A 20,021-nucleotide genomic window follows, 5' to 3' on the forward strand; every position below is an offset into this window, starting at 1 on the left:
TAAATTTGGCACTAAAAAAGGTGCCGAAGCACCTTTTTCATAAACAACGCAAAGCTATTTTTTCTTAGCTTTTGGATTTGGCAAATCAGTGATACTACCTTCAAATATTTCAGCGGCTAAACCAATTGATTCATTTAATGTCGGGTGGGCGTGAATAGTCAAACCAACATCCTCTGCGTCAGCCCCCATTTCAATAGCTAAACCAATTTCTCCTAGCATTTCACCTGCGTTAGTACCAACTAGCGCCCCCCCAATGACGCGACCCGTGTCTTTTTCAAAGATCATCTTAGTCATACCGTTGGTCGCATCAGAAGCAATAGCTCTACCGGATGCCGCCCAAGGGAAACTCGCCGTTTCGTAATTGATTCCCTGCTCCTTGGCTTCTTTTTCTGTTAAGCCAACCCAAGCCATCTCTGGCTCAGTATAAGCAACAGAAGGAATACACTTAGGATCGAAATAGTGTTTTTTGCCAGCAATGACTTCTGCTGCAACGTGGCCTTCGTGCACACCTTTGTGAGCAAGCATAGGCTGACCAACAACATCACCAATAGCAAATATATGTGAAACATTGGTGCGCATTTGCTTATCTACATTGATGAAGCCGCGCTCATCTACTTTGACCCCAGCGTTTTCAGCACTGATCTTTGCGCCATTTGGACGACGCCCAACGGCAACAAGTACTTTGTCATAGCGTACAGGCTCTGCTGGCGCTTGTTTGCCTTCAAAACTAACATAGAGTCCATCATCTTTTGCTTCTACCGCAGTGACTTTGGTTTCGAGCATCACATTGAACTTATCTTTAATCGTCTTCATGTAAACTTTAACGATGTCTTTATCCGCGGCAGGTACTAGTTGATCTAAAAACTCAACAACATCTATCTGTGAACCCAAGGACTTATATACCGTACCCATTTCAAGGCCAATGATACCACCACCGAGTACAAGCATTTTGCCCGGGATATCTTTCATCTCCAAGGCACCGGTAGAGTCAATCACGCGCTCGTCATCATGTGGAATAAATGGCAAGGTTACCGGCTCAGAACCTGCAGCAATAATGGCATTGTCAAAGCTAATAGTGGTTTTACCCTCGTTTCCTTCAACTTCTAGGGTATTTGCTCCAGTGAATTTACCGTAGCCTTGAACGTGTTTCACTTTACGCATTTTTGACATGCCCGCTAAACCGTTGGTTAGCTGAGAAACCACCCCATCTTTGTATGCTCTGATCTTATCAAGATCAAAGCTTGGCTCGCCAAAACTAACACCATTACTTGATAGATGCTTTGCTTCTTCTATTACTTTCGACACATGTAGTAGTGCCTTTGAAGGAATACACCCAACGTTCAAACATACACCACCCAGTGTTTCACGGGCGTCAACTAAAATAGTGTCAATACCAAGGTCAGCCGCTCTAAACGCTGCTGAATACCCACCTGGGCCCGCACCTAGAACTACTAACTGTGTTTTGATTTCGCTCATTATGACCTCAATTTACGTATTTGAGTAATTGTTTACCGCCATAGTTGCAGCAAACTAAAATATTAAACACCCCACTGCCATTATGCATTGAGGCGCATACAAAGCCGAATTACAACAAAATTCGACGAATATCCGATAGTACATCACCAAGATGTACTGCAAACTTACATGCTAGTGCACCATCAATTACGCGATGATCGTATGATAATGATAACGGCAGCATAAGGCGTGGCTGAAATTCTTTACCATCCCACTTAGGTTTCATTTCACTCTTAGATACGCCTAATATTGCTACATCAGGTGCATTTACGATTGGCGTGAACGCCGTTCCACCAATACCGCCTAAGCTAGAAATAGTAAAACAACTCCCCTGCATATCCTGTGACTTAAGCTTACCATCACGCGCCTTTACACTTATTTCCATTAACTCTTTTGAAAGTTCAATAATGCCTTTTTTGTCAACATCCCGCACGACAGGTACAACTAAGCCCCCCGGCGTGTCAACGGCAATACCGATGTGGTAATATTTTTTCTGAATCAGTGCTTCACCATCTTCAGACAAACTAGTATTAAAGGTTGGGAAAGCTTTCAGCGCATCTGCTACGGCTTTCATCATAAATACGAGCGGTGTAATTTTTACGCCAAGCTTGCGCTTTTCTGCAATCGCATTCTGTTGCTTACGGAATGCTTCTAGCTCAGTAATGTCAGCCTCTTCAAACTGCGTAACATGTGGGATCGTCACCCAGTTTCTATGTAAGTTTGGACCAGATAGCTTTTGAATACGAGTTAGTGGCTTTTCTTCGATTTCACCAAATTTACTAAAATCAACTTTAGGCTGCGCCAGCACTTGCAAACCGCCACCACCACTCGCAGCCGAGGCGCTACTGCCGCGAGGCTTAGCAAGCTCCGCCTTAACATACGCTTGCACATCCTCTTTAACGATGCGACCTTTACGACCTGAGCCACTAACAAGACTCAAGTCCACACCAAATTCACGGGCTACTCGTCTAACGGAGGGAGAGGCATACACTTTACCCGTCCCTTTAGAGGCGGGCGCCGCTGTCACCGGTGCAGGCTTTGCAACCGGTGCTGGTGCCGCTGGAGCGGATGCTGTCGCGCTTGCAGCGGCTGCCGTTGGTGCAGGTGAAGAAGCAACGGGCGCAGCGCCAGCAACTTCTAAGGTGAGCACTAACGAGCCTTCAGATACTTTGTCACCTACACTTACTTTCACATCAACGATTTTACCCGCCTCTGGTGCAGGTACATCCATTGTTGCTTTGTCTGTTTCAAGCGTAATTAGACCGTCTTCTTCTTCAACAGAGTCACCCGCTTTCACAAGCACGTCAATGATTTCTACATCGCTCGCATCACCAATGTCAGGCACCGTCACTTCGATGGTTTTGCTTTCGGACGATGCAGAAGAAGCGACAGGCGCGTCAGTTACGGGCTTATCTACTGGCGCAGCCGACTGAGAGCTATCGCCACTTGCACCGCTTGCTGTTTCAAGTACAAGTACCAGTGAACCTTCTGACACTTTGTCACCTACTGCTACTTTTAACTCGACCACTTTACCCGCTTGTGGTGCCGGCACATCCATTGTTGCTTTATCAGTTTCTAAGGTAATTAAACCGTCTTCTTCTTCAACCGAGTCGCCAACATTGACAAGTAACTCTATGATCTCAACACCTTCGGCATCACCGATATCAGGCACCATTACTTCAACAGTTGTTGAACCACCGGATGATGCAGGTGCAGGTGCATCTGCAGGCGCGGTTGCGGCTTGCGGCTCAGCTTTAGGTGCTTCTGGCGCTTCTACTGCTTTGCTATCAGTCGAAGCGCTCGCTTCTTCAGCTTTACCTAGCAAGTCGCCTTCTTTTATCTTGTCACCCACGGCAACACTAATTTCCTTGATTACGCCATCAAAGGGAATCGGAATATCCATACTCGCTTTGTCGCTTTCCACAGTCACAATAGATGCTTCTGCTTCAACTTCGTCACCAACGGCAACGCATACTTCAATAATTTCTACTTCATCCCCACCAACGTCAGGAACTAAAATATCAACTAGATTTGCCATTTTTCGTCTCTCTATGCGTATAGTGGATTAATTTTGTCGCCGTCGATATTTAGCTCTGAGCGCGCCTTTTCGAGTGTTTTCGCATCTAAATCACCGGCTTTAAACAACTCGTAAAGTGCCGCATAGGCAACATTGTTCGCATCGACTTCAAAGTGACTACGCAGATTTTCACGACTATCAGAGCGCCCGAAACCGTCTGTTCCAAGTACTCTGTACGGACCCGGCACATAGTTTCGTACTTGTTCAGCGTAAGACTTGATGTAGTCTGTTGCGGCAACAGTCGGCGCATCAAAGCCTTGAGCAAGTAATTCAGTGATATAAGGGACTTTTTGCTCTGCACTCGGATTACGCATGTTGTAACGGTCACAATCCAAACCATCTCGACCTAACTCGTTAAACGACGGTACACTGTATACTTCCGACGTTACACCATATTTTTCAGCAAGTAATGCCGCTGCGGCTCTTACTTGAACAAGAATAGTACCCGAACCAAGCAACTTCACCTTTTTAGAGGACTTTTCATCACCGACCGTATCAAGCAAATAAATGCCTTTTAAAATACCTGCTTCACAACCCTCTGGCATAGCTGGCTGAGCATAGTTTTCATTCATTACTGTCAGGTAATAGAAAATGTTTTCTTGTTCAGTCAACATGCGGCGAATACCATCTTGTACAATGACAGCCACCTCATAGCCGTAAGTAGGATCATAGCTCACACAGTTAGGGATTAAGCCTGCTTGCACATGTGAATGCCCATCTTGATGCTGCAAACCTTCTCCGTTTAAGGTAGTGCGTCCTGCCGTGCCACCTACTAAGAAGCCTCGGCATTGTGAATCACCCGCTGCCCAGGCCATATCGCCAACACGTTGAAAACCAAACATGGAGTAATAAATGTAAACCGGCAGCATGGGCAAATCATTAAGAGAATAAGACGTACCTGCGGCTACAAAAGAAGACATCGCACCTAACTCATTGATACCTTCCTGCAATACCTGACCTTTTTTGTCTTCGCGGTAATAGGCAACCTGATCTTTATCTTGTGGGATGTATTTTTGCCCTTCATTTGAGTATATGCCCACTTGACGGAATAGCCCTTCCATACCAAACGTTCTGGCTTCATCAGGAATGATGGGAACAACGCGTTTACCCATTTGCTTATCTTTAAGCATAACGGTCAATACACGCACAAAAGCCATCGTTGTGGAAATCTCTCGTTCGCCCGAGCCCTTAGTAATTGCTTCAAATGCTTTTAAATCAGGCGCTGGTAAGGCTTCACTACTTTGCGGAAGACGTCTTGGCATATAACCGTTTAGCGCTTCACGCTTTTCTCGTAAATACTTAAGTTCAGGGCTGTCTTCTTCAAATTTATAATAGCTGAGATTTTCAGCTTCTGTATCGGAAAGAGGAATATTAAAACGGTCGCGATACTGTTTTACAGATTCAGCTTCCATTTTTTTGACGTTGTGCGCGATATTCTTACCTTCACCAGCATCACCCAAACCATAACCTTTTACGGTCTTAGCAAGGATCACCTGAGGGCGACCTTTTGTCTCAGATGCTTTTTTGTATGCCGCATACACTTTAACTGGATCGTGACCACCGCGGTTAAGGCGCCAAATGTCTTCATCAGACATGTTTGCAACCATCTCTTTTAACTCGGGATATTTACCAAAGAAGTTTTCTCTCGTAAACGCACCACCTTTGGCCTTGTAATTTTGGTACTCACCGTCAACGGTTTCGTTCATCAAATCGTGTAATTTACCTGAACTGTCTTTTGCGAGTAGTGAATCCCAATAACGCCCCCAGATGACTTTAATCACTTCCCATCCTGCGCCGCGGAAAGTGCCTTCTAATTCTTGAATAATCTTGCCATTTCCACGCACAGGACCATCTAGACGTTGTAAGTTACAGTTAATGACAAAGGTCAGGTTGTCTAAGTTTTCGCGCGAAGCTAAACCAATCGCACCCAAGCTTTCTGGCTCATCTACTTCACCGTCCCCCATAAAGCACCAAACTCGTTGATCAGAGCAGTCTTTCAATCCTCGGTTGGTCAAGTACTTTAAGAATCGGGCTAGATAAATGGCCTGCATTGGCCCTAGTCCCATCGATACCGTAGGGAACTGCCAAAATTCGGGCATAAGCTTTGGATGAGGGTAAGACGATAAACCCTTACCGTCCACTTCTTGCCTGAACATATCTAAATGTTCTTCAGTTAAGCGTCCTTCAATATAAGCGCGAGAATATATACCAGGAGAGACATGACCTTGGACAAATAGATAGTCACCGCCATTGTCTTCGGTTGGTGCTTTGAAGAAGTGATTAAAACCGACATCATAAAGCATGGCTGAGGAAGCGAAACTAGAGATATGCCCGCCCAGTTCTAAATCTTTCTTAGAGCCACGAAGTACCATCATCAATGCATTCCAACGAATAGCATTGCGTATTTTTTTCTCTATGGTCTGGTCACCAGGCATTGTGGGTTCTTGACCAACAGGGATAGTATTTAAATATGCAGTTGTCGCGTCGTATGGCAAATGCGCGCCGCTGCGACGTGCTTTTTCAATCATGGACTCAAGAAGGTAATGTGCGCGTTCTACGCCTTCTTCTTCTAACACTGCTTCTAATGCATCTAACCATTCCTGTGTTTCGATTGGATCCACATCCGGTTGCTTCATTTCAGCCATAGTTATTTCCTATTCTTCTGTTTAAATAAACCCGAAAAGTTGAACTTATCGGGCTTGTTAAAAAGTCGCCTTGCGGCTTATTCGGTCGTAATTATTCGTCTCAACGAGCGCTGAACATTGGCGTCTCGTTTATTTATGTCTAACAGGGTTTTTTCAACAAAAGCCAAATGCTTATGGCTCGCGTTTCTTGCTTTAACTGGATCGCCACTCACAATGGCAAGCACAATATCTCTGCGCTGTTCCGAAATTTGCACTTCAACGTCGGTAGCACTTCTCAGCATGGATAAATTGCGCTTTATGTTGTCCACTAGCATTTCTTGCATCGTTTGCATGACCTGCAACAACACCATATTGTGCGCGGCCTTTGCCATGGTTAAATAAAAACTGGCAAGTGCTTGCGCTTCTTCATCTGCATTAACACCTTCACCTTTCATAGGCAAACCGTCCAAAGCCACTTGCAAAGCTTGATAGTCATCGGGTTGACCGCGAAGAGCAGCATAAAAAGCCGCCATACCTTCTAAAGAATGGCGAAACTCTAACAAATCAAACTGAGTTTCTGGACGGGAAGCAACAAGCGCTAAGAGGGGGTCGGTCATGTTGCGATTCATACTCTGAGAGACAAAAGTACCGCCTCCTTGTTTTCGCTCAATCAGGCCTTTTGCGGTTAAATTTTGAATAGCTTCTCGCAAAGATGGGCGCGATACTTGGAATTTCTCAGCTAATAAGCGTTCAGGCAGGAGTTTTTCACCGGCAACTAGGGTGCCGTCTAAAATCATAGACTCTAGTTGCTCAGTAATGACATCGGACAATTTGGGCTGCTTAATTAAGCTTGTCATCCTATCCTGTTAGCTAATGGTAATACCAATTAACCAAACAGTGTAGGCCATATTGAAATTAAGGTAAAGTTTTTATCGCACTAATCCGACCATAGTCGCGACAGCCACAGCCATTAAAACAAATACGACATTTCGTTTGACTAACTTAACTAATTGTAAAGGTTCAGTTAAATGCTTGTCGCATTTAGAAACATCTTCTGCGGCAACAGCCACTTTCGCTAATGCGTCGTAAGTGTTAATTTTAGTTTCCAGAACAATATGTAACCAGGCAGAAAGTGCATTTGTGAAGTGACCCACTATCAAAAAACCAAAAGTAGTAAAGCGTACAGGAAGCCAATCTAATACAAACAAAATTTTATCTGCCGCAGTTTCGTCCTCTACTCGTCCATGCTTTTCTTTGCATTGGATACTCAGTTCTTTAACGATCGAATAGAACACCAAACCTGGTGCGCCGAGCACAACAAAAAACAAGATAACAGAGGTATATTGTCTGTAATTCACTAAGACAAGCTGTTTTCCAACATTATCAAGCTCACCTCCTTGGTTGCCAAAGTTCATACTGTGCAATGAACACGCCTGAAAATCTCCCCTATTTGCGGCAGCTAAATAGTCTCTATAAGTTTTACGGGTAACTGGACAGCCTAAACAAACCCACAAAATTAATATGCTGACCAACAACTCAAAAAACAAAGGCAACCAAGCGAACAGCATAAAGCACAGTATCGCCGGAATCGCCGCAATGCAAACAACCCATAAATAATTTGGCTTGTCGCGCAAGTTCCCTTTGTCGATCCATAGTTTAAAATACAACTGGCTTATCGTTGCAATGTGAAACATCGCTGATTTTTTACTCACGCGTTCCAAAGCCATCACGATAAGTAATGCAAATAATGTCATACACTTGGTCTTAAGAAAAAATATAAACTGAGTATAATTGCACGTGCCAAAGGTGCAATCGGTTTTTCACAAAAAGAATGATTAAACAACTATGTCTATAGACTTTACAAAAAACATTAAAAAAGACGTTGCAGAAGCGCTCGCCGAAGATTTAGGTGGTAGTGTGTCATTGAGCAATGATATTACCGCTCAATTGGTAGACGAACACACAAGTGTCACTGCACAAATTATTGCAAGAGAGCCAGGTATTATCTGTGGTATTGAATGGGCCAGTGAAGCATTTTTACAACTCGATGAGGGTGTACACATTCTATGGGAAGTAGAAGATGGTGATCAGGTAACGGAAAATCAAGTGCTTGCAAAACTATCCGGTAGAGCACAAGTTATATTGACAGCAGAGCGCACAGCACTTAATTTTTTGCAGACTTTGAGCGGCACAGCGACAACGACTCGCAAATATGTAGGCATGCTCGCTGACTCAAATACAAAATTGCTAGACACCCGAAAAACGATTCCCAACTTGCGACTCGCACAAAAGTACGCCGTCAAATGTGGTGGAGGCCACAATCACCGCATAGGTTTGTTTGACGCTTTCTTGATTAAAGAAAATCACATCGCCGCCTGCGGTGGTATTGCTGAAGCTATTCAAAAAGCGCGCTCGGTTGACGCGGAAAAATTGGTAGAAGTAGAGGTAGAAAACCTAAATGAACTACAAGAAGCCATCGATGCGCAAGCTGATGTTGTCATGTTAGATAATTTTGATACAAAACAGATCTTGGAGGCAGTAGAGCTCAATAAGCAAGCCTGTAAACTTGAAGTCTCTGGAAATATAACCGAGACGAGACTAAAAGAGTTGGCAAAAATAGGGGTAGATTTCGTATCTTCTGGTGCGTTGACCAAACATGTCCACGCATTAGACCTATCTTTACTTATTGAATAAAATCATATAGTTAAAAAGTAATATTATTCAACTTTAGCCTTTCTCGGTGTCGAAACCAAGACTTAAGTATGCGTCTACATACTTCACAAGCCATTCGACAGATTTATACTTCCGATCAAGTTGAGAGAGGCAGCAAACACTTTCAGTTCTCTCGCAATGTGTATTAACTAACTTGTAACTGTGAAAGCGTATCAACGCAACGAGAGGAATCTATCATGTCTAAAGTTAACCAACAAAAAGGCTTTACCCTTATTGAATTAATGATTGTTGTTGCAATCATCGGTATTCTAGCAGCTATTGCTCTGCCTGCTTACCAAACTTATACAAACAAAGCACGTATGACTGAAGTAGTTAACGCTACAGCATCAGCCAAGTCTGCTGTTGAAGTTTGTGCTCAAGTTAATAGCAGCGTTGCAAACTGTCAAGCTAACCAAAACGGTGTACCTGCAGATATCGCTGGTACTGCGACGCTTCCAGGTGTTGCCACTGCCGCCAATGGCGTGATAACTGCGACAGCCTCTACTAACTCAAACCTTCAAAATGCTGCAGCCTCTGGTCCTGCGACAATCACAATGACGCCAACATTTGCAAACGGTCAAGTAACTTGGGCAACAGTGTGTGACCCAACTGAATACTGCTAATTAGCAAAGGTAAGCATACAAAGCCCAGCGAGTCTGGGCTTTCTTGTTTAAAAAGCAATGATAGTGAGGAAGCACCATGGCTAAAGCACTAGAAACATACACCTATGTTGGCTCTGACAGGAAGGGTGCGAGTAAGAATGGAGAAATTTCTGCCAGTAACTTGATTGAAGCAAAAAGCCTACTACGTAAGAAAGGCATATCTGCGACCAAAGTCCGCAAGCAAGCCAAACCTCTTTTCAAAAAGAAAGAAAAGATTACGGCAGCTGACATATGTGTAGTATCAAGGCAAATAGCCACAATGCTAGGGGCGGGCGTTACCTTAATCCAAAGTTTAGAAATGATTGGTCAAGGCCATGCAAATGGTGGTGTACGCAAACTAATGGGCGAAATTACCGAAGAAGTCAAATCGGGCAACCCTTTGTCCTCAGCCTTGAGAAAACACCCATTGTACTTTGACGATTTATACTGTGATCTCGTCGAGACAGGTGAGCAATCGGGAGCGCTCGAAACTATTTACGACCGAATAGCTTTATATAAAGAAAAGGCAGAAGCACTCAAGTCCAAAATCAAAAAAGCCATGTTTTACCCCATCGCAGTACTGGTGGTTGCTTTTATTGTTACCACCATATTATTGGTATTTGTTGTCCCTCAATTTGAAGAAATATTCGCTGGTTTTGGCGCTGAGCTTCCTGCATTTACACAAATGGTACTAGCGCTATCAAACTTTGTGCAAAACTATGGTGTATTTATCGCTGCGGGATTCGTTGCGGGCGGCGTAGTATTCGTTAGAGCACATCGAAAATCGATTAAACTGCGCGATTCTGTCGACAAAAAAATTCTTCGTATCCCCGTCATTGGCGAAATCTTAAAGAAAGCGTCTATTGCAAGGTTTGCGAGAACCTTATCAACCACATTTACTGCGGGTGTGCCACTTATTGGCGCACTTGATTCGGCTGCAGGTGCTTCAGGCAATGCTGTATTTAGGGATGCCATATTGTTTATTCGCAAAGAAGTCGCGGGTGGCACGCAAATGAATACTGCAATGAGAGCGACCGGCGTGTTTCCAGATATGGTGACACAAATGATTGCCATTGGTGAAGAGTCTGGCGCCGTGGATGATATGCTAGCCAAAATCGCCAGTATCTACGAGGCAGAAGTCGACGATATGGTAGATGGCCTTACTAGCTTACTCGAACCGTTAATTATGGCGGTGTTGGGTGTGGTAATCGGTGGTCTGATCATTGCCATGTACTTACCCATATTTCAAATGGGTGCTATTGTATAAACTCAGCGTGGACTAATACGCTTGCGATACCTCGCCCAAGGGAAGCAGTCGAGTATTGTAAAATATATTTTTCATGGAAGAAAAATATAAGCGTACATGGATGTACTCGCAGCGTTTTTACAATGCTCGACTGCTTCCCTTGGGCGAGGTTTAACAAGCATTAATCACATTGATTTCTATAACTAATTGTCTATTATACGATTTTTCGCTTAGGACTTATTCATGCCACAAATCATCGAGCTAATGTCAAGCTCTCCCACAGTCTTCATTTCAATCACTTTCCTTATCAGCCTTTTGGTGGGTAGTTTTTTAAATGTGGTGATTTATCGCTTGCCTCAGATGATGAAACAAGAATGGGAAGACGAACTATTTAGCGCCCAAAATCCAGACACCCCTCTCCCTTCACGTGATACCTTTAATTTGGTCAAGCCTGATTCCACATGTCCCACTTGCGGACACAAAATACGTGCTTGGGAAAATATCCCTGTATTGAGCTGGCTAGTTCTTAAGGCGAAGTGTGCGAGTTGCAAAACACCTATTTCTGCTCGCTACCCCGCGATAGAGTTACTCACTGCTGTGTTATCTTCAATTGTCGCTTGGCAACTCGGCTTTTCACCAATGGGTCTAACGTTTATTTTAGGAACCTGGTTACTGATCGCGATGACTTTTATCGACTTAGATGAAATGTTACTGCCGGACAGTTTGACCTTATCCTTACTTTGGTTAGGCTTACTCACTCATGCCGTGTTTACACCCGAGCTTTTAAAAGATGCCGTATTTGGGGGCGTCTTTGGCTATTTAAGTTTATTTAGCGTGTATTGGCTTTTTAAATTTTTCACCGGCAAGGAAGGCATGGGGTATGGTGATTTTAAATTGCTTGCTGCCTTGGGCGTTTGGGTGGGATGGCAATATTTAACAATTATTATTCTACTGTCTTCCGTCGTCGGAGCTATCATCGGCATCGCTCTAATGTTAAAGCAAAATAAAGACGGAAATTTGGCGATTCCCTTTGGCCCATACTTAGCTGCGGCCGGTTATCTTACTGTACTCTTTGGCGATACCATTGCGCAAACATACTTAGATTTATTACTATATTAAGAATATCCTATCCAATGCTCAGGTAGTGAATGAGTGAATATATTGTAGGCGTAACTGGCGGTATTGCGAGCGGTAAAACAACAGTCACCGATTTATTTTCAGATCTTGGTGTAGACGTAATAGATGCCGACATTATCGCAAGACAAGTAGTTGAACCAGAAACCGTTGCATTTAATAAAATCAAAAAACACTTTGGTAAGCAAGTTGTCGATGGCAAAGGCAACTTAAATCGGGCATGGCTGCGCAAGCACGTATTTGCTGACCCGAGTGAAAAAGAGTGGCTTAATCAGCTATTGCACCCGATCATTCGGCAAGAAATGCAGGTACAATGTCAGCAGGCTACATCGGATTACTGTATACTCTGCGCACCTTTACTCATCGAAAACAAGCTTGTGCACTTAGTAAAGCGTGTGTTAGTTGTGGATGTGCCACCTGATATTCAATTGCAACGCGCGATAAATAGAGATGGAAGTGCAGAAAAAACCATCCAACAAATTATTGAAGCACAATGTGAACGCGAAACTAGGCTTGCAGCTGCAGATGATGTTATTGATAATAGTAATGATGAGGCATCAATAGTTGCTCAAGTAAAAACCTTGCATGCACAATATCTGAAATATGCCTCTACTTGAGAACAACCTTGGATAAATAAGCTTTAAGCCCACACAATGGCATATGCGATATCTTTTGGAAACACAAAAAACAAAAGCAGGGAGAATTAAATGACAACCGCTCTATACGAATTCCCACTTTGTGAAAAAGTGCGAAATTACTTGCGACTAGAGCAATTGTTCAAACAACTTCATACTGCGAGCACGCCTGAAGATACGTACCAATTTTTACATTTTTTTAAGTTGCTATTTGACATTCTAGAGCTTGTAGAGCGATTAGACTTACGCGTCGACTTTATGAAAGACATTGATGCTCAAGAAAAAAACCTTATTCACTGGTCTCAACACCCTGAAATTGATAGTAGTGCCTTAGACAAAACACTGCAACAACTCCAACACTTACTTGGGCAAATTAAACTCAACAAAAAGTTAGGCGCAAGCATAAAAGAGGACAAGTTTATTGCTAGCATAAGGCAGCGTTTTGCTATTCCTGGCGGCGCGACAAGTTTTGACCTTCCAAGCCTGTTTTGTTGGATGAAACAAGCCCCCGCCATTGTCCAAGCCGATATCCAAAGATGGATCCAACAACTTGGTTTAATCGATCAAAGTGTCAATATTATCATGACGTTTTTAAGGGAGCGCGGACGTTTTCACAAAGTCCTAGGCAAGAACGGATTCTACCAAGGGAACGTAGAAGACAAAGTTGAATTAGTCAGGGTAAAATGTACAACGCTAGAATCTTACTACCCAGTGTTAAGTGGTAACACCTATCGATATGGGATCAAATTTATGCAATTGCACCCCAAGCAAGGTACTACGGGTGCCGTTGCCGAAGATATTAGTTTTGAAATTGCGCGATGTTAAGCGCGGACAATCATTTGAGCACACTAGTTATGCCTACAGAAGTTAACTGCCCCACATGCAAACAAAATGTCGTTTGGGCCGAGACCAGCCCCTTTCGTCCCTTTTGTTCGAAACGTTGTCAATTGATCGACCTAGGGGAATGGGCAAACGAAGAAAATCGCTTAGCAACTGAGAGTGATATTAGCGATAAGGAAAACTTAAGTATTGATGTAGAAGATATTGAAGCCTTACTTGCCGAACAAACAGATGAGTTTTTTAAGTCATGATGCGAAACGATGTAATTAAATCCGTTCTTGTAAGCGGCGGTACCCACGGCAACGAATTGTCAGGCGTATATGCGGTAGAGTACTGGCAACAAAACAGTGATGAGTTACTAGCAAGTAGTCCTAGTATTCATGTTGACTTTACCTTGGTGAACGAAAAAGCGATAAAAAACAGAACGCGCTATGTCGAAGAGGATCTTAATCGTCAGTTTTCTCATGTTGCACTCAATACAAATGCAAACAAGCGCGATAAAGAGCTGAATTACGAGCAACAATTGGCACAATCCTTAAACGCCCGATATGGTCCTAAATCAAATCCGCAGTATGATCTAGTCATCGATATTCACAACACAACCAGTAACATGGGGCCAAGTGTAATTTTACTAGCACTGGACGAATTCCATATTTGTTTAGCACGTTTTATAAAGAATCGCATGCCCGAAGCCGTCATCTTAGTCGAAGACCAAATACCTTTTGAGACCCATCCGTATTTTTGTACTCTGGGAAAAAAAGGCTTAATGCTAGAACTCGGCGCGCAGGCACACAGCACCTTAAAAGCCTCCCTATTTGAACAGACCAAGCAGCTAACGCATACCATATTTGCATTTATTCAGTCTTGGAATGAGCAAAGTGTCGCTGCACTTCCTGTTGTCGAGGCTTTTAAGTTAATTGAAGAAATAAAATACCCGCAAAATAACGGGAAAAAATCAGCAATGATTCATCCTGCTATCGACGGAAAGGACTTTCTCCCTTTGCACAAAGGTGATCCTTGTTTCCTGGACTTCGATGGAAAAACTATTACTTGGGATGAAGATACAGTGTATCCACACTTTATCGGTGAGGCAGCTTACCATCATTTGGATATTGCCTTTGCTACTGCAAGTAAAATTACAATTTAGTCCCCAAGGCTTATTTGTATTTGTTTATAAAATATGCAAAACCTATCAACTCGATTGATCGTAAAACCAATTTTTAAAACAAATTTGGCCAGCCTTGTATGATGAGTACAGCGTTAGTATCCTTGCTTTACAGCCGTGAAAACTGACCAAACGGACCACTACTAAAGTGTATTTTTTCTAAATAAACGCTTGGCTTTGTCGTTAAGTAAAATAAGTTATCCTCGTTTTGTTTTTCAACATGCATAATCCAATATCTATCAATACACTCCAACGGCTTGGGGTATCTGGGTGCTTAAAGCTATTTACAATGTTTGTATTAGGCTCAATACTGCTTGCTGGATTTGGATTTACGAAGATAAGTCTTGGCGTACTCTGCGTCGGTAGCCTTTTCGCTCTTTTTGTACTCAATGCAATACAAAGTGACCTCGAGTCATTCATTGGCTATTTAAGCAAGCTCACAGAGGAATATGACAACCAAGTAGGCGAATCCATAAAAGGCCCTCTGCATAGTCTCCAAGATCCGATGCTAAATGTATTGCGGAGTAAACATCGCAACTTAGATACCTCAAATGCTATCGTTACAGAAATGAGCTTTTCTTCAAATGAACTTGCCGACAATGCCCGTTTAGTAGTGGAACATTCTAAATCACAATCTGATGCCACTCTATCAGTAGCCTCAGCGATAACAGAAATAACGCAAAGTATTGAAGACGTATTCAGGCGTTTAGATAGCACCAGAGAAGAAGCCGCATCGAGCAAAGACGTATGCCAATTGGGTTATGAGAACCTGAATACTACACAAGCGATAGTGAGTCAGCTGTCTAACTCAGCAAGCACAAGTGCAGCTAGCTTGAGAGAACTTGAAGAAAACATGGATTTAGTTAACTCCATGTCGCAAGTCATTCGTGAGATGGCCGAACAAACAAATTTATTAGCATTGAACGCGGCAATTGAGGCGGCCAGAGCAGGCGAGCATGGTCGAGGTTTTGCGGTAGTTGCAGAAGAAGTTAGGAACCTAGCCCACAAAAGTCATGAGTCAGCAAACACGATTACAAAACAAACAGAAGACATCACACAAAATATGTCAAATGTTGCCTCACAGATATCTCAGTTACTCGAAAGTGCCAGCGACACCAATAGCAAAGTCAGCGAGGTATCAAGCACACTTAAGTCACTGCTTGGCTCTTCTGAACAGGTGTCAGATGACATTACAGGTGTTGCCGTGGCCTGTGAACAGCAAGCGATAGCGTGTCGAGAGATATCTCAGCTTATTGAAGATATATCCAGTAAAGCAAATGACAATGTTGTGCGTGCACAACAAACGTCTGACGTAGCCAGCCATTTACTCCAACTTTCGGACAAAAATAAGGAAGCCGCATGAGCGTATTTTTAGCCATTCTCCTGAGTATACTGTTAGTACTTGTAGCACTTATTGTGTCGGGTATTAGAAACGAAAAAGGCAACAAAAAACGTCAAAGGGTGGGTATTAAGTGGATACAAGAACTTGTATCACTGCTGTCTCTTGTGCAGCAACATAGAGGATTAACATCTGGGTATATCGGCGGCGATAACAGTTTAATGCCGAGGATCCTCAAATTACAAGATGATATTGAAAGCATTCAACAAAACATCAATAAAAACTTTATTTGGATCAGGAGCAACGGTTTTTGGGTGGGTAAAATGGATCATTGGTTGCGTTTAAAGACGATAAACAGAGATAAAACAAAAACATATAACTTTAACCAACATAACGCATTTATTAGAAATCTATTGCACCTTATTGAAGACTGCGCCGAACAACACCATTTGCAGGAAATGAAATGCCTAAATAACACACCTGCCAACATTCTTTGGCAGCTACTCCTAAATGCCAGTGAATCTGTTGGGCAAGCAAGAGCAATCGGTACTGGAATTGCTGCGTCTGGTTGTTCAAGTAGTGTAGAAAGAATAAAGCTGCACTTTCTTCAAGAACAATTAGAGCAGTTTCTAGTACGTAACCCGATGCCCGAATTGGCACCACCGATAGAAGCACTATTAACTTGTATAGAGAGTCAAATTCTTATCGAAAAACCAAGTTTGAACGCGTCTCAATATTTTGATTTGGCAACAAACGCGCTGAATAAAATAATGGATGGTTTTAAATTACAGATAACTAAGCTCAATGCTTAGATAGCATAGATACTTGCTGTTTGTTCAGCTTCGCTGGCGAAGCATGTTTAACCTTAAGCCTGTTGGCGTAAGTAATCAAGTATCGGCTTGTTTGCTTTCGGAAAATTCAATGTCAGCAAAGTGTCAAGCTTAACCCATTGGCTTTGCTGACCTTCTTTTCCAAAGGGGTCACCATCAAATTCTTGCACATTAAACACATGCAAATTGACGTGTTTATCTTCATATTTGTGACTGATCACAAATGCGCAAGACGAGATATTATCTATCGCAATCCCTACTTCTTCGAAAAGCTCTCTGGCTAAAGCATCTTCAGGTTTTTCACCTTTATCTACTTTCCCCCCAGGAAACTCCCATTTATTCCCTTGATGCTGATGCACGGCGCGACGACAAACAAAAAATTCTTTATCGTCTGCCGCAGTATTCTTTGAGATTATGCCAACGGCTACATCAATGATTGTCATGTTCTCAACAGTAATATTCTCGGCAAACTGCAATTAACTGAGTTTGCCACAGCATTGTTTGTATTTTTTACCCGACCCACAAGGACAAGGGTCATTCCTACCTACCTTCGGTCCTTGCCGGTGAACAGGCTTCGATTTCTTATCAGAGGCTTCTTCAGTAGCAGAGCCAACAGACTTGTGCTCAGCTATTTGTTCCGCTTCTGCCCGCCTACGCTGTGCTTCAACTCTCTCTACATCTGACTTTTCTTGAACTTGTACACGGCTTAAAATACTGATCACATCCAACTTCAAATTGTCTAGCATTTCTGAAAACAGTTCAAAAGACTCGCGCTTATATTCTTGCTTAGGGCTTTTCTGAGCGTAAGAGCGCAAGTTAATACCTTGACGTAAAAAGTCCATTGCAGCTAAATGCTCTTTCCAGTGCTGGTCAAGTGATTGCAACATGATTGCTTTCTCAAATTGACGCACAACTTGATCACCGACTGCATCTTCTTTCGCCTTATACGCTTCTTCTGCTTTACTTAGGATGAATTCACGGATTTTTTCTTCATATAGCTTGTCGTCTTCGTCAAGCATTTTCTGAATCGGTAGTTCTAGCGCAAAATCACTTTTCAAACGCTCTTCTAACCCAGGCACATCCCACATTTCTTCTAACGACTGAGGAGGAATGTATTGGTCAATCACGGTGTTAAAAACGTCTACACGGATATTTTCTACCGTTTTTGCAACATCACCTTCGTCCAACAATTCGTTTCTTTGTTCGTAAATTACTTTCCGCTGGTCATTAGCGACATCATCATATTCTAACAAGGCTTTACGCATGTCGAAGTTGCGCCCTTCAACCTTTCTTTGCGCATTTTCTATAGCTCTGGATACCCAAGGGTGTTCAATTGACTCGCCTCGTTCCATGCCCAAGCGCTTCATCATATTCCCCATTTTTTCAGAGGCAAAGATCCGCATTAAAGGATCTTCTAGTGACAAATAAAAGCGCGATGAACCCGCATCACCTTGTCGTCCTGAACGACCTCGTAACTGATTGTCAATGCGGCGAGACTCATGTCTCTCTGTACCGATGATGTGCAAACCGCCAGCTGCGAGCACAGCTTCGTGACGCTTTTTCCACTCGGCTTTTATCTGTTCAATCTTTTCGTCAGTAGGCGTCTTAAGTTTATCAATCTCTGCTTGTAAGTTTCCTCCCAGCACGATGTCGGTTCCGCGTCCAGCCATATTAGTCGCAATCGTAACCGCACCAGGCAAACCTGCTTGCGCAACAATATCGGCTTCTTGTGAGTGAAACTTCGCGTTTAAAACTTGGTGTTTGATTTTTTCTTTGCGTAGAATGCTGGAAAGCAATTCAGAGTTTTCGATAGATATTGTGCCGACTAAGCTTGGTTGACCACGCTCAACACATGCTTTGATATCAGCCACTATCGCCTCGTATTTTTCTTGCGCGGTCAAATAAATCTTATCTGCCATATCCATTCTAACCATTGGTCGATTAGTTGGAATAACCACAGTTTCCAAACCATAAATATGATTAAATTCAAATGCTTCGGTATCGGCAGTACCCGTCATACCCGCTAGTTTGTCATATATACGGAAATAGTTTTGGAAAGTAATTGAGGCCAGCGTTTGGTTTTCATTATTGATTTTTACGCCTTCCTTCGCTTCGATGGCTTGATGTAAACCTTCAGACCAACGCCTTCCCTCCATGGTGCGTCCAGTATGTTCGTCAACGATAACAATGTCATCGCCTTTTACAATGTAGTCAACGTCTTTTTCAAAGAGTTTGTGTGCGCGAAGCGCAGCATTAACGTGATGTAATAAAGGAATATTGGCAGCGGAGAACAATGATGTGCCTTCTTCAAGCAATCCTTCTTTTTGTAATAATTCTTCAACGAACTCTTGTCCATTTTCAGTAAGATGAACTTGCTTGGCTTTCTCATCAACGGTGAAATGCCCATCCCCGCGTTCGCCTTCTTCATCTTCTTTTTCCTGCAAACTGAGCTTTGGAATAATAACGTTAATACGTTTATACAAATCAGAGCTATCTTCTGCAGCACCAGAAATAATGAGTGGTGTTCTCGCTTCATCGATCAGAATTGAGTCTACTTCATCGACAACCGCATAGTGTAGTGGGCGCTGTACCCTATCAGCGGGACTAAAGGCCATATTGTCGCGTAAATAGTCGAAACCGAATTCATTATTTGTGCCGTAAGTGATATCACAAGCATAAGCTTGTTTCTTGGCATTTTGATCCATGCCGGGTATGTTACACCCAACTGTCATACCCAAGAATTCAAATAAACTACGAGCCCAATCTGCATCGCGTTTCGCTAGGTAATCATTTACCGTTACTACATGTACACCTTTACCAGTTAAGGCGTTCAAATATGTCGGTAAAGTCGCAGTGAGTGTTTTACCTTCACCAGTGCGCATCTCGGATATTTTTCCTTGGTGTAATACAATACCACCAAGCATTTGGACATCGAAATGGCGCATGCCATATACGCGTTTACTCGCTTCTCTGACTACGGCAAAGGCTTCAGGGATCAAGCTGTCTAATGGAGAGCCTTCAGAAACCTTTTGCTTTAACTCCTCTGTTTTGGTTTTAAGTTCCTCATCACTGAGTTTCTCAAAAACAGTTTCAAGCTCGTTTATTTGTTTAACTGTCTTGTTTAATTTTTTGAGTAAACGATCGTTTCGCGTACCAAAAACCTTTTTAAAAATACTTCCAAACATGCTGAAGAGTTATCCGGATTCGATTGAATTTAAAAACGCGCCATAATAGCACCTATGGTGTTGTTATGACCAGTATAG

Annotated in this window: 17 protein-coding genes; 10 read left to right on the plus strand and 7 right to left on the minus strand. The window is 42.8% G+C overall.

Features of this window, described 5'->3' with window-relative positions; translation table 11 throughout:
• Positions 1 to 54: 54 nt before the first annotated feature.
• The 5 genes from lpdA to ampE form a co-directional block, all read right to left on the minus strand.
• On the minus strand, positions 55 to 1,476 hold the full coding sequence (gene lpdA, locus ACFOHL_RS04840; protein ID WP_376919073.1) for a dihydrolipoyl dehydrogenase: 1,422 nt from the start codon (positions 1,474 to 1,476) through the stop codon (positions 55 to 57).
• Between the two features lie 109 nt (positions 1,477 to 1,585).
• Positions 1,586 to 3,553: a pyruvate dehydrogenase complex dihydrolipoyllysine-residue acetyltransferase gene (gene aceF, locus ACFOHL_RS04845; RefSeq protein WP_376919074.1), complete on the minus strand. Its 1,968-nt coding sequence runs from the start codon at positions 3,551 to 3,553 to the stop codon at positions 1,586 to 1,588.
• A gap of 11 nt (positions 3,554 to 3,564) precedes the next feature.
• A complete protein-coding gene (aceE, locus tag ACFOHL_RS04850) occupies positions 3,565 to 6,237 on the minus strand; it encodes a pyruvate dehydrogenase (acetyl-transferring), homodimeric type (protein ID WP_376919075.1) in 2,673 nt (890 codons plus the stop codon).
• A gap of 77 nt (positions 6,238 to 6,314) precedes the next feature.
• Positions 6,315 to 7,073 carry a GntR family transcriptional regulator gene (locus ACFOHL_RS04855; RefSeq protein WP_376919076.1) on the minus strand — a complete coding sequence of 253 codons (759 nt, stop codon included), beginning with the start codon at positions 7,071 to 7,073 and terminating at the stop codon, positions 6,315 to 6,317.
• Between the two features lie 72 nt (positions 7,074 to 7,145).
• Positions 7,146 to 7,970: a regulatory signaling modulator protein AmpE gene (gene ampE, locus ACFOHL_RS04860; protein ID WP_376919077.1), complete on the minus strand. Its 825-nt coding sequence runs from the start codon at positions 7,968 to 7,970 to the stop codon at positions 7,146 to 7,148.
• A 91-nt stretch (positions 7,971 to 8,061) separates the two neighbouring features.
• Here ampE and nadC point away from each other — a divergent pair, with 91 nt between their 5' ends.
• The 10 genes from nadC (at position 8,062) to ACFOHL_RS04910 (ending at position 16,740) form a co-directional block, all read left to right on the plus strand.
• Complete coding sequence (gene nadC / locus ACFOHL_RS04865; protein WP_376919078.1) at positions 8,062 to 8,910, plus strand: carboxylating nicotinate-nucleotide diphosphorylase; 849 nt, start codon at positions 8,062 to 8,064, stop codon at positions 8,908 to 8,910.
• Between the two features lie 215 nt (positions 8,911 to 9,125).
• Complete coding sequence (locus ACFOHL_RS04870; RefSeq protein ID WP_376919079.1) at positions 9,126 to 9,551, plus strand: pilin; 426 nt, start codon at positions 9,126 to 9,128, stop codon at positions 9,549 to 9,551.
• A gap of 76 nt (positions 9,552 to 9,627) precedes the next feature.
• Entirely contained in the window at positions 9,628 to 10,836 is a 1,209-nt protein-coding gene (locus ACFOHL_RS04875; RefSeq protein ID WP_376919080.1) for a type II secretion system F family protein, read from the plus strand.
• A gap of 222 nt (positions 10,837 to 11,058) precedes the next feature.
• Positions 11,059 to 11,934 carry a prepilin peptidase gene (locus tag ACFOHL_RS04880; protein WP_376919081.1) on the plus strand — a complete coding sequence of 292 codons (876 nt, stop codon included), beginning with the start codon at positions 11,059 to 11,061 and terminating at the stop codon, positions 11,932 to 11,934.
• A gap of 29 nt (positions 11,935 to 11,963) precedes the next feature.
• The gene (gene coaE, locus ACFOHL_RS04885) at positions 11,964 to 12,566 is read left to right on the plus strand and encodes a dephospho-CoA kinase (protein WP_376919082.1); all 603 of its coding nucleotides are present in this window, start codon (positions 11,964 to 11,966) and stop codon (positions 12,564 to 12,566) included.
• A 90-nt stretch (positions 12,567 to 12,656) separates the two neighbouring features.
• A complete protein-coding gene (zapD, locus tag ACFOHL_RS04890) occupies positions 12,657 to 13,409 on the plus strand; it encodes a cell division protein ZapD (RefSeq protein ID WP_376919083.1) in 753 nt (250 codons plus the stop codon).
• 29 nt (positions 13,410 to 13,438) lie between these two features.
• Positions 13,439 to 13,675 carry a DNA gyrase inhibitor YacG gene (yacG, locus tag ACFOHL_RS04895; RefSeq protein WP_376919246.1) on the plus strand — a complete coding sequence of 79 codons (237 nt, stop codon included), beginning with the start codon at positions 13,439 to 13,441 and terminating at the stop codon, positions 13,673 to 13,675.
• Positions 13,672 to 14,571 carry an aspartoacylase gene (locus tag ACFOHL_RS04900; protein ID WP_376919084.1) on the plus strand — a complete coding sequence of 300 codons (900 nt, stop codon included), beginning with the start codon at positions 13,672 to 13,674 and terminating at the stop codon, positions 14,569 to 14,571. The genes yacG and ACFOHL_RS04900 overlap by 4 nt, the downstream gene beginning before the upstream one ends.
• Before the next feature lie 307 nt (positions 14,572 to 14,878).
• The gene (locus ACFOHL_RS04905; RefSeq protein WP_376919085.1) at positions 14,879 to 15,952 is read left to right on the plus strand and encodes a methyl-accepting chemotaxis protein; all 1,074 of its coding nucleotides are present in this window, start codon (positions 14,879 to 14,881) and stop codon (positions 15,950 to 15,952) included.
• Positions 15,949 to 16,740, plus strand: a complete 792-nt coding sequence (locus tag ACFOHL_RS04910) for a hypothetical protein (protein ID WP_376919086.1) — start codon at positions 15,949 to 15,951, stop codon at positions 16,738 to 16,740. The genes ACFOHL_RS04905 and ACFOHL_RS04910 overlap by 4 nt, the downstream gene beginning before the upstream one ends.
• 53 nt (positions 16,741 to 16,793) lie before the next feature.
• On the opposite strand, the gene mutT is transcribed toward ACFOHL_RS04910, so the two are convergent.
• Positions 16,794 to 17,234, minus strand: coding sequence for an 8-oxo-dGTP diphosphatase MutT (gene mutT, locus ACFOHL_RS04915; RefSeq protein WP_376919087.1), 441 nt, complete (start codon positions 17,232 to 17,234; stop codon positions 16,794 to 16,796).
• Positions 17,235 to 19,943 (minus strand): preprotein translocase subunit SecA, encoded by a 2,709-nt coding sequence (secA, locus tag ACFOHL_RS04920; RefSeq protein ID WP_376919088.1) that lies wholly within the window; start codon positions 19,941 to 19,943, stop codon positions 17,235 to 17,237.
• Positions 19,944 to 20,021: the final 78 nt, after the last annotated feature.

It is taken from the genome of Agaribacter flavus, assembly GCF_042646125.1.
GTDB lineage: Bacteria > Pseudomonadota > Gammaproteobacteria > Enterobacterales > Alteromonadaceae > Glaciecola > Glaciecola flavus.

Bases quoted from the DNA above. Each gene is read 5' to 3' on its own strand.
- lpdA (WP_376919073.1), bottom strand. From the start codon at position 1,476: ATGAGCGAAATCAAAACACAGTTAGTAGTTCTAGGTGCGGGCCCAGGT.
- aceF (WP_376919074.1), bottom strand. From the start codon at position 3,553: ATGGCAAATCTAGTTGATATTTTAGTTCCTGACGTTGGTGGGGATGAA.
- aceE (WP_376919075.1), bottom strand. From the start codon at position 6,237: ATGGCTGAAATGAAGCAACCGGATGTGGATCCAATCGAAACACAGGAA.
- ACFOHL_RS04855 (WP_376919076.1), bottom strand. From the start codon at position 7,073: ATGACAAGCTTAATTAAGCAGCCCAAATTGTCCGATGTCATTACTGAG.
- ampE (WP_376919077.1), bottom strand. From the start codon at position 7,970: ATGACATTATTTGCATTACTTATCGTGATGGCTTTGGAACGCGTGAGT.
- nadC (WP_376919078.1), top strand. From the start codon at position 8,062: ATGTCTATAGACTTTACAAAAAACATTAAAAAAGACGTTGCAGAAGCG.
- ACFOHL_RS04870 (WP_376919079.1), top strand. From the start codon at position 9,126: ATGTCTAAAGTTAACCAACAAAAAGGCTTTACCCTTATTGAATTAATG.
- ACFOHL_RS04875 (WP_376919080.1), top strand. From the start codon at position 9,628: ATGGCTAAAGCACTAGAAACATACACCTATGTTGGCTCTGACAGGAAG.
- ACFOHL_RS04880 (WP_376919081.1), top strand. From the start codon at position 11,059: ATGCCACAAATCATCGAGCTAATGTCAAGCTCTCCCACAGTCTTCATT.
- coaE (WP_376919082.1), top strand. From the start codon at position 11,964: ATGAGTGAATATATTGTAGGCGTAACTGGCGGTATTGCGAGCGGTAAA.
- zapD (WP_376919083.1), top strand. From the start codon at position 12,657: ATGACAACCGCTCTATACGAATTCCCACTTTGTGAAAAAGTGCGAAAT.
- yacG (WP_376919246.1), top strand. From the start codon at position 13,439: ATGCCTACAGAAGTTAACTGCCCCACATGCAAACAAAATGTCGTTTGG.
- ACFOHL_RS04900 (WP_376919084.1), top strand. From the start codon at position 13,672: ATGATGCGAAACGATGTAATTAAATCCGTTCTTGTAAGCGGCGGTACC.
- ACFOHL_RS04905 (WP_376919085.1), top strand. From the start codon at position 14,879: ATGTTTGTATTAGGCTCAATACTGCTTGCTGGATTTGGATTTACGAAG.
- ACFOHL_RS04910 (WP_376919086.1), top strand. From the start codon at position 15,949: ATGAGCGTATTTTTAGCCATTCTCCTGAGTATACTGTTAGTACTTGTA.
- secA (WP_376919088.1), bottom strand. From the start codon at position 19,943: ATGTTTGGAAGTATTTTTAAAAAGGTTTTTGGTACGCGAAACGATCGT.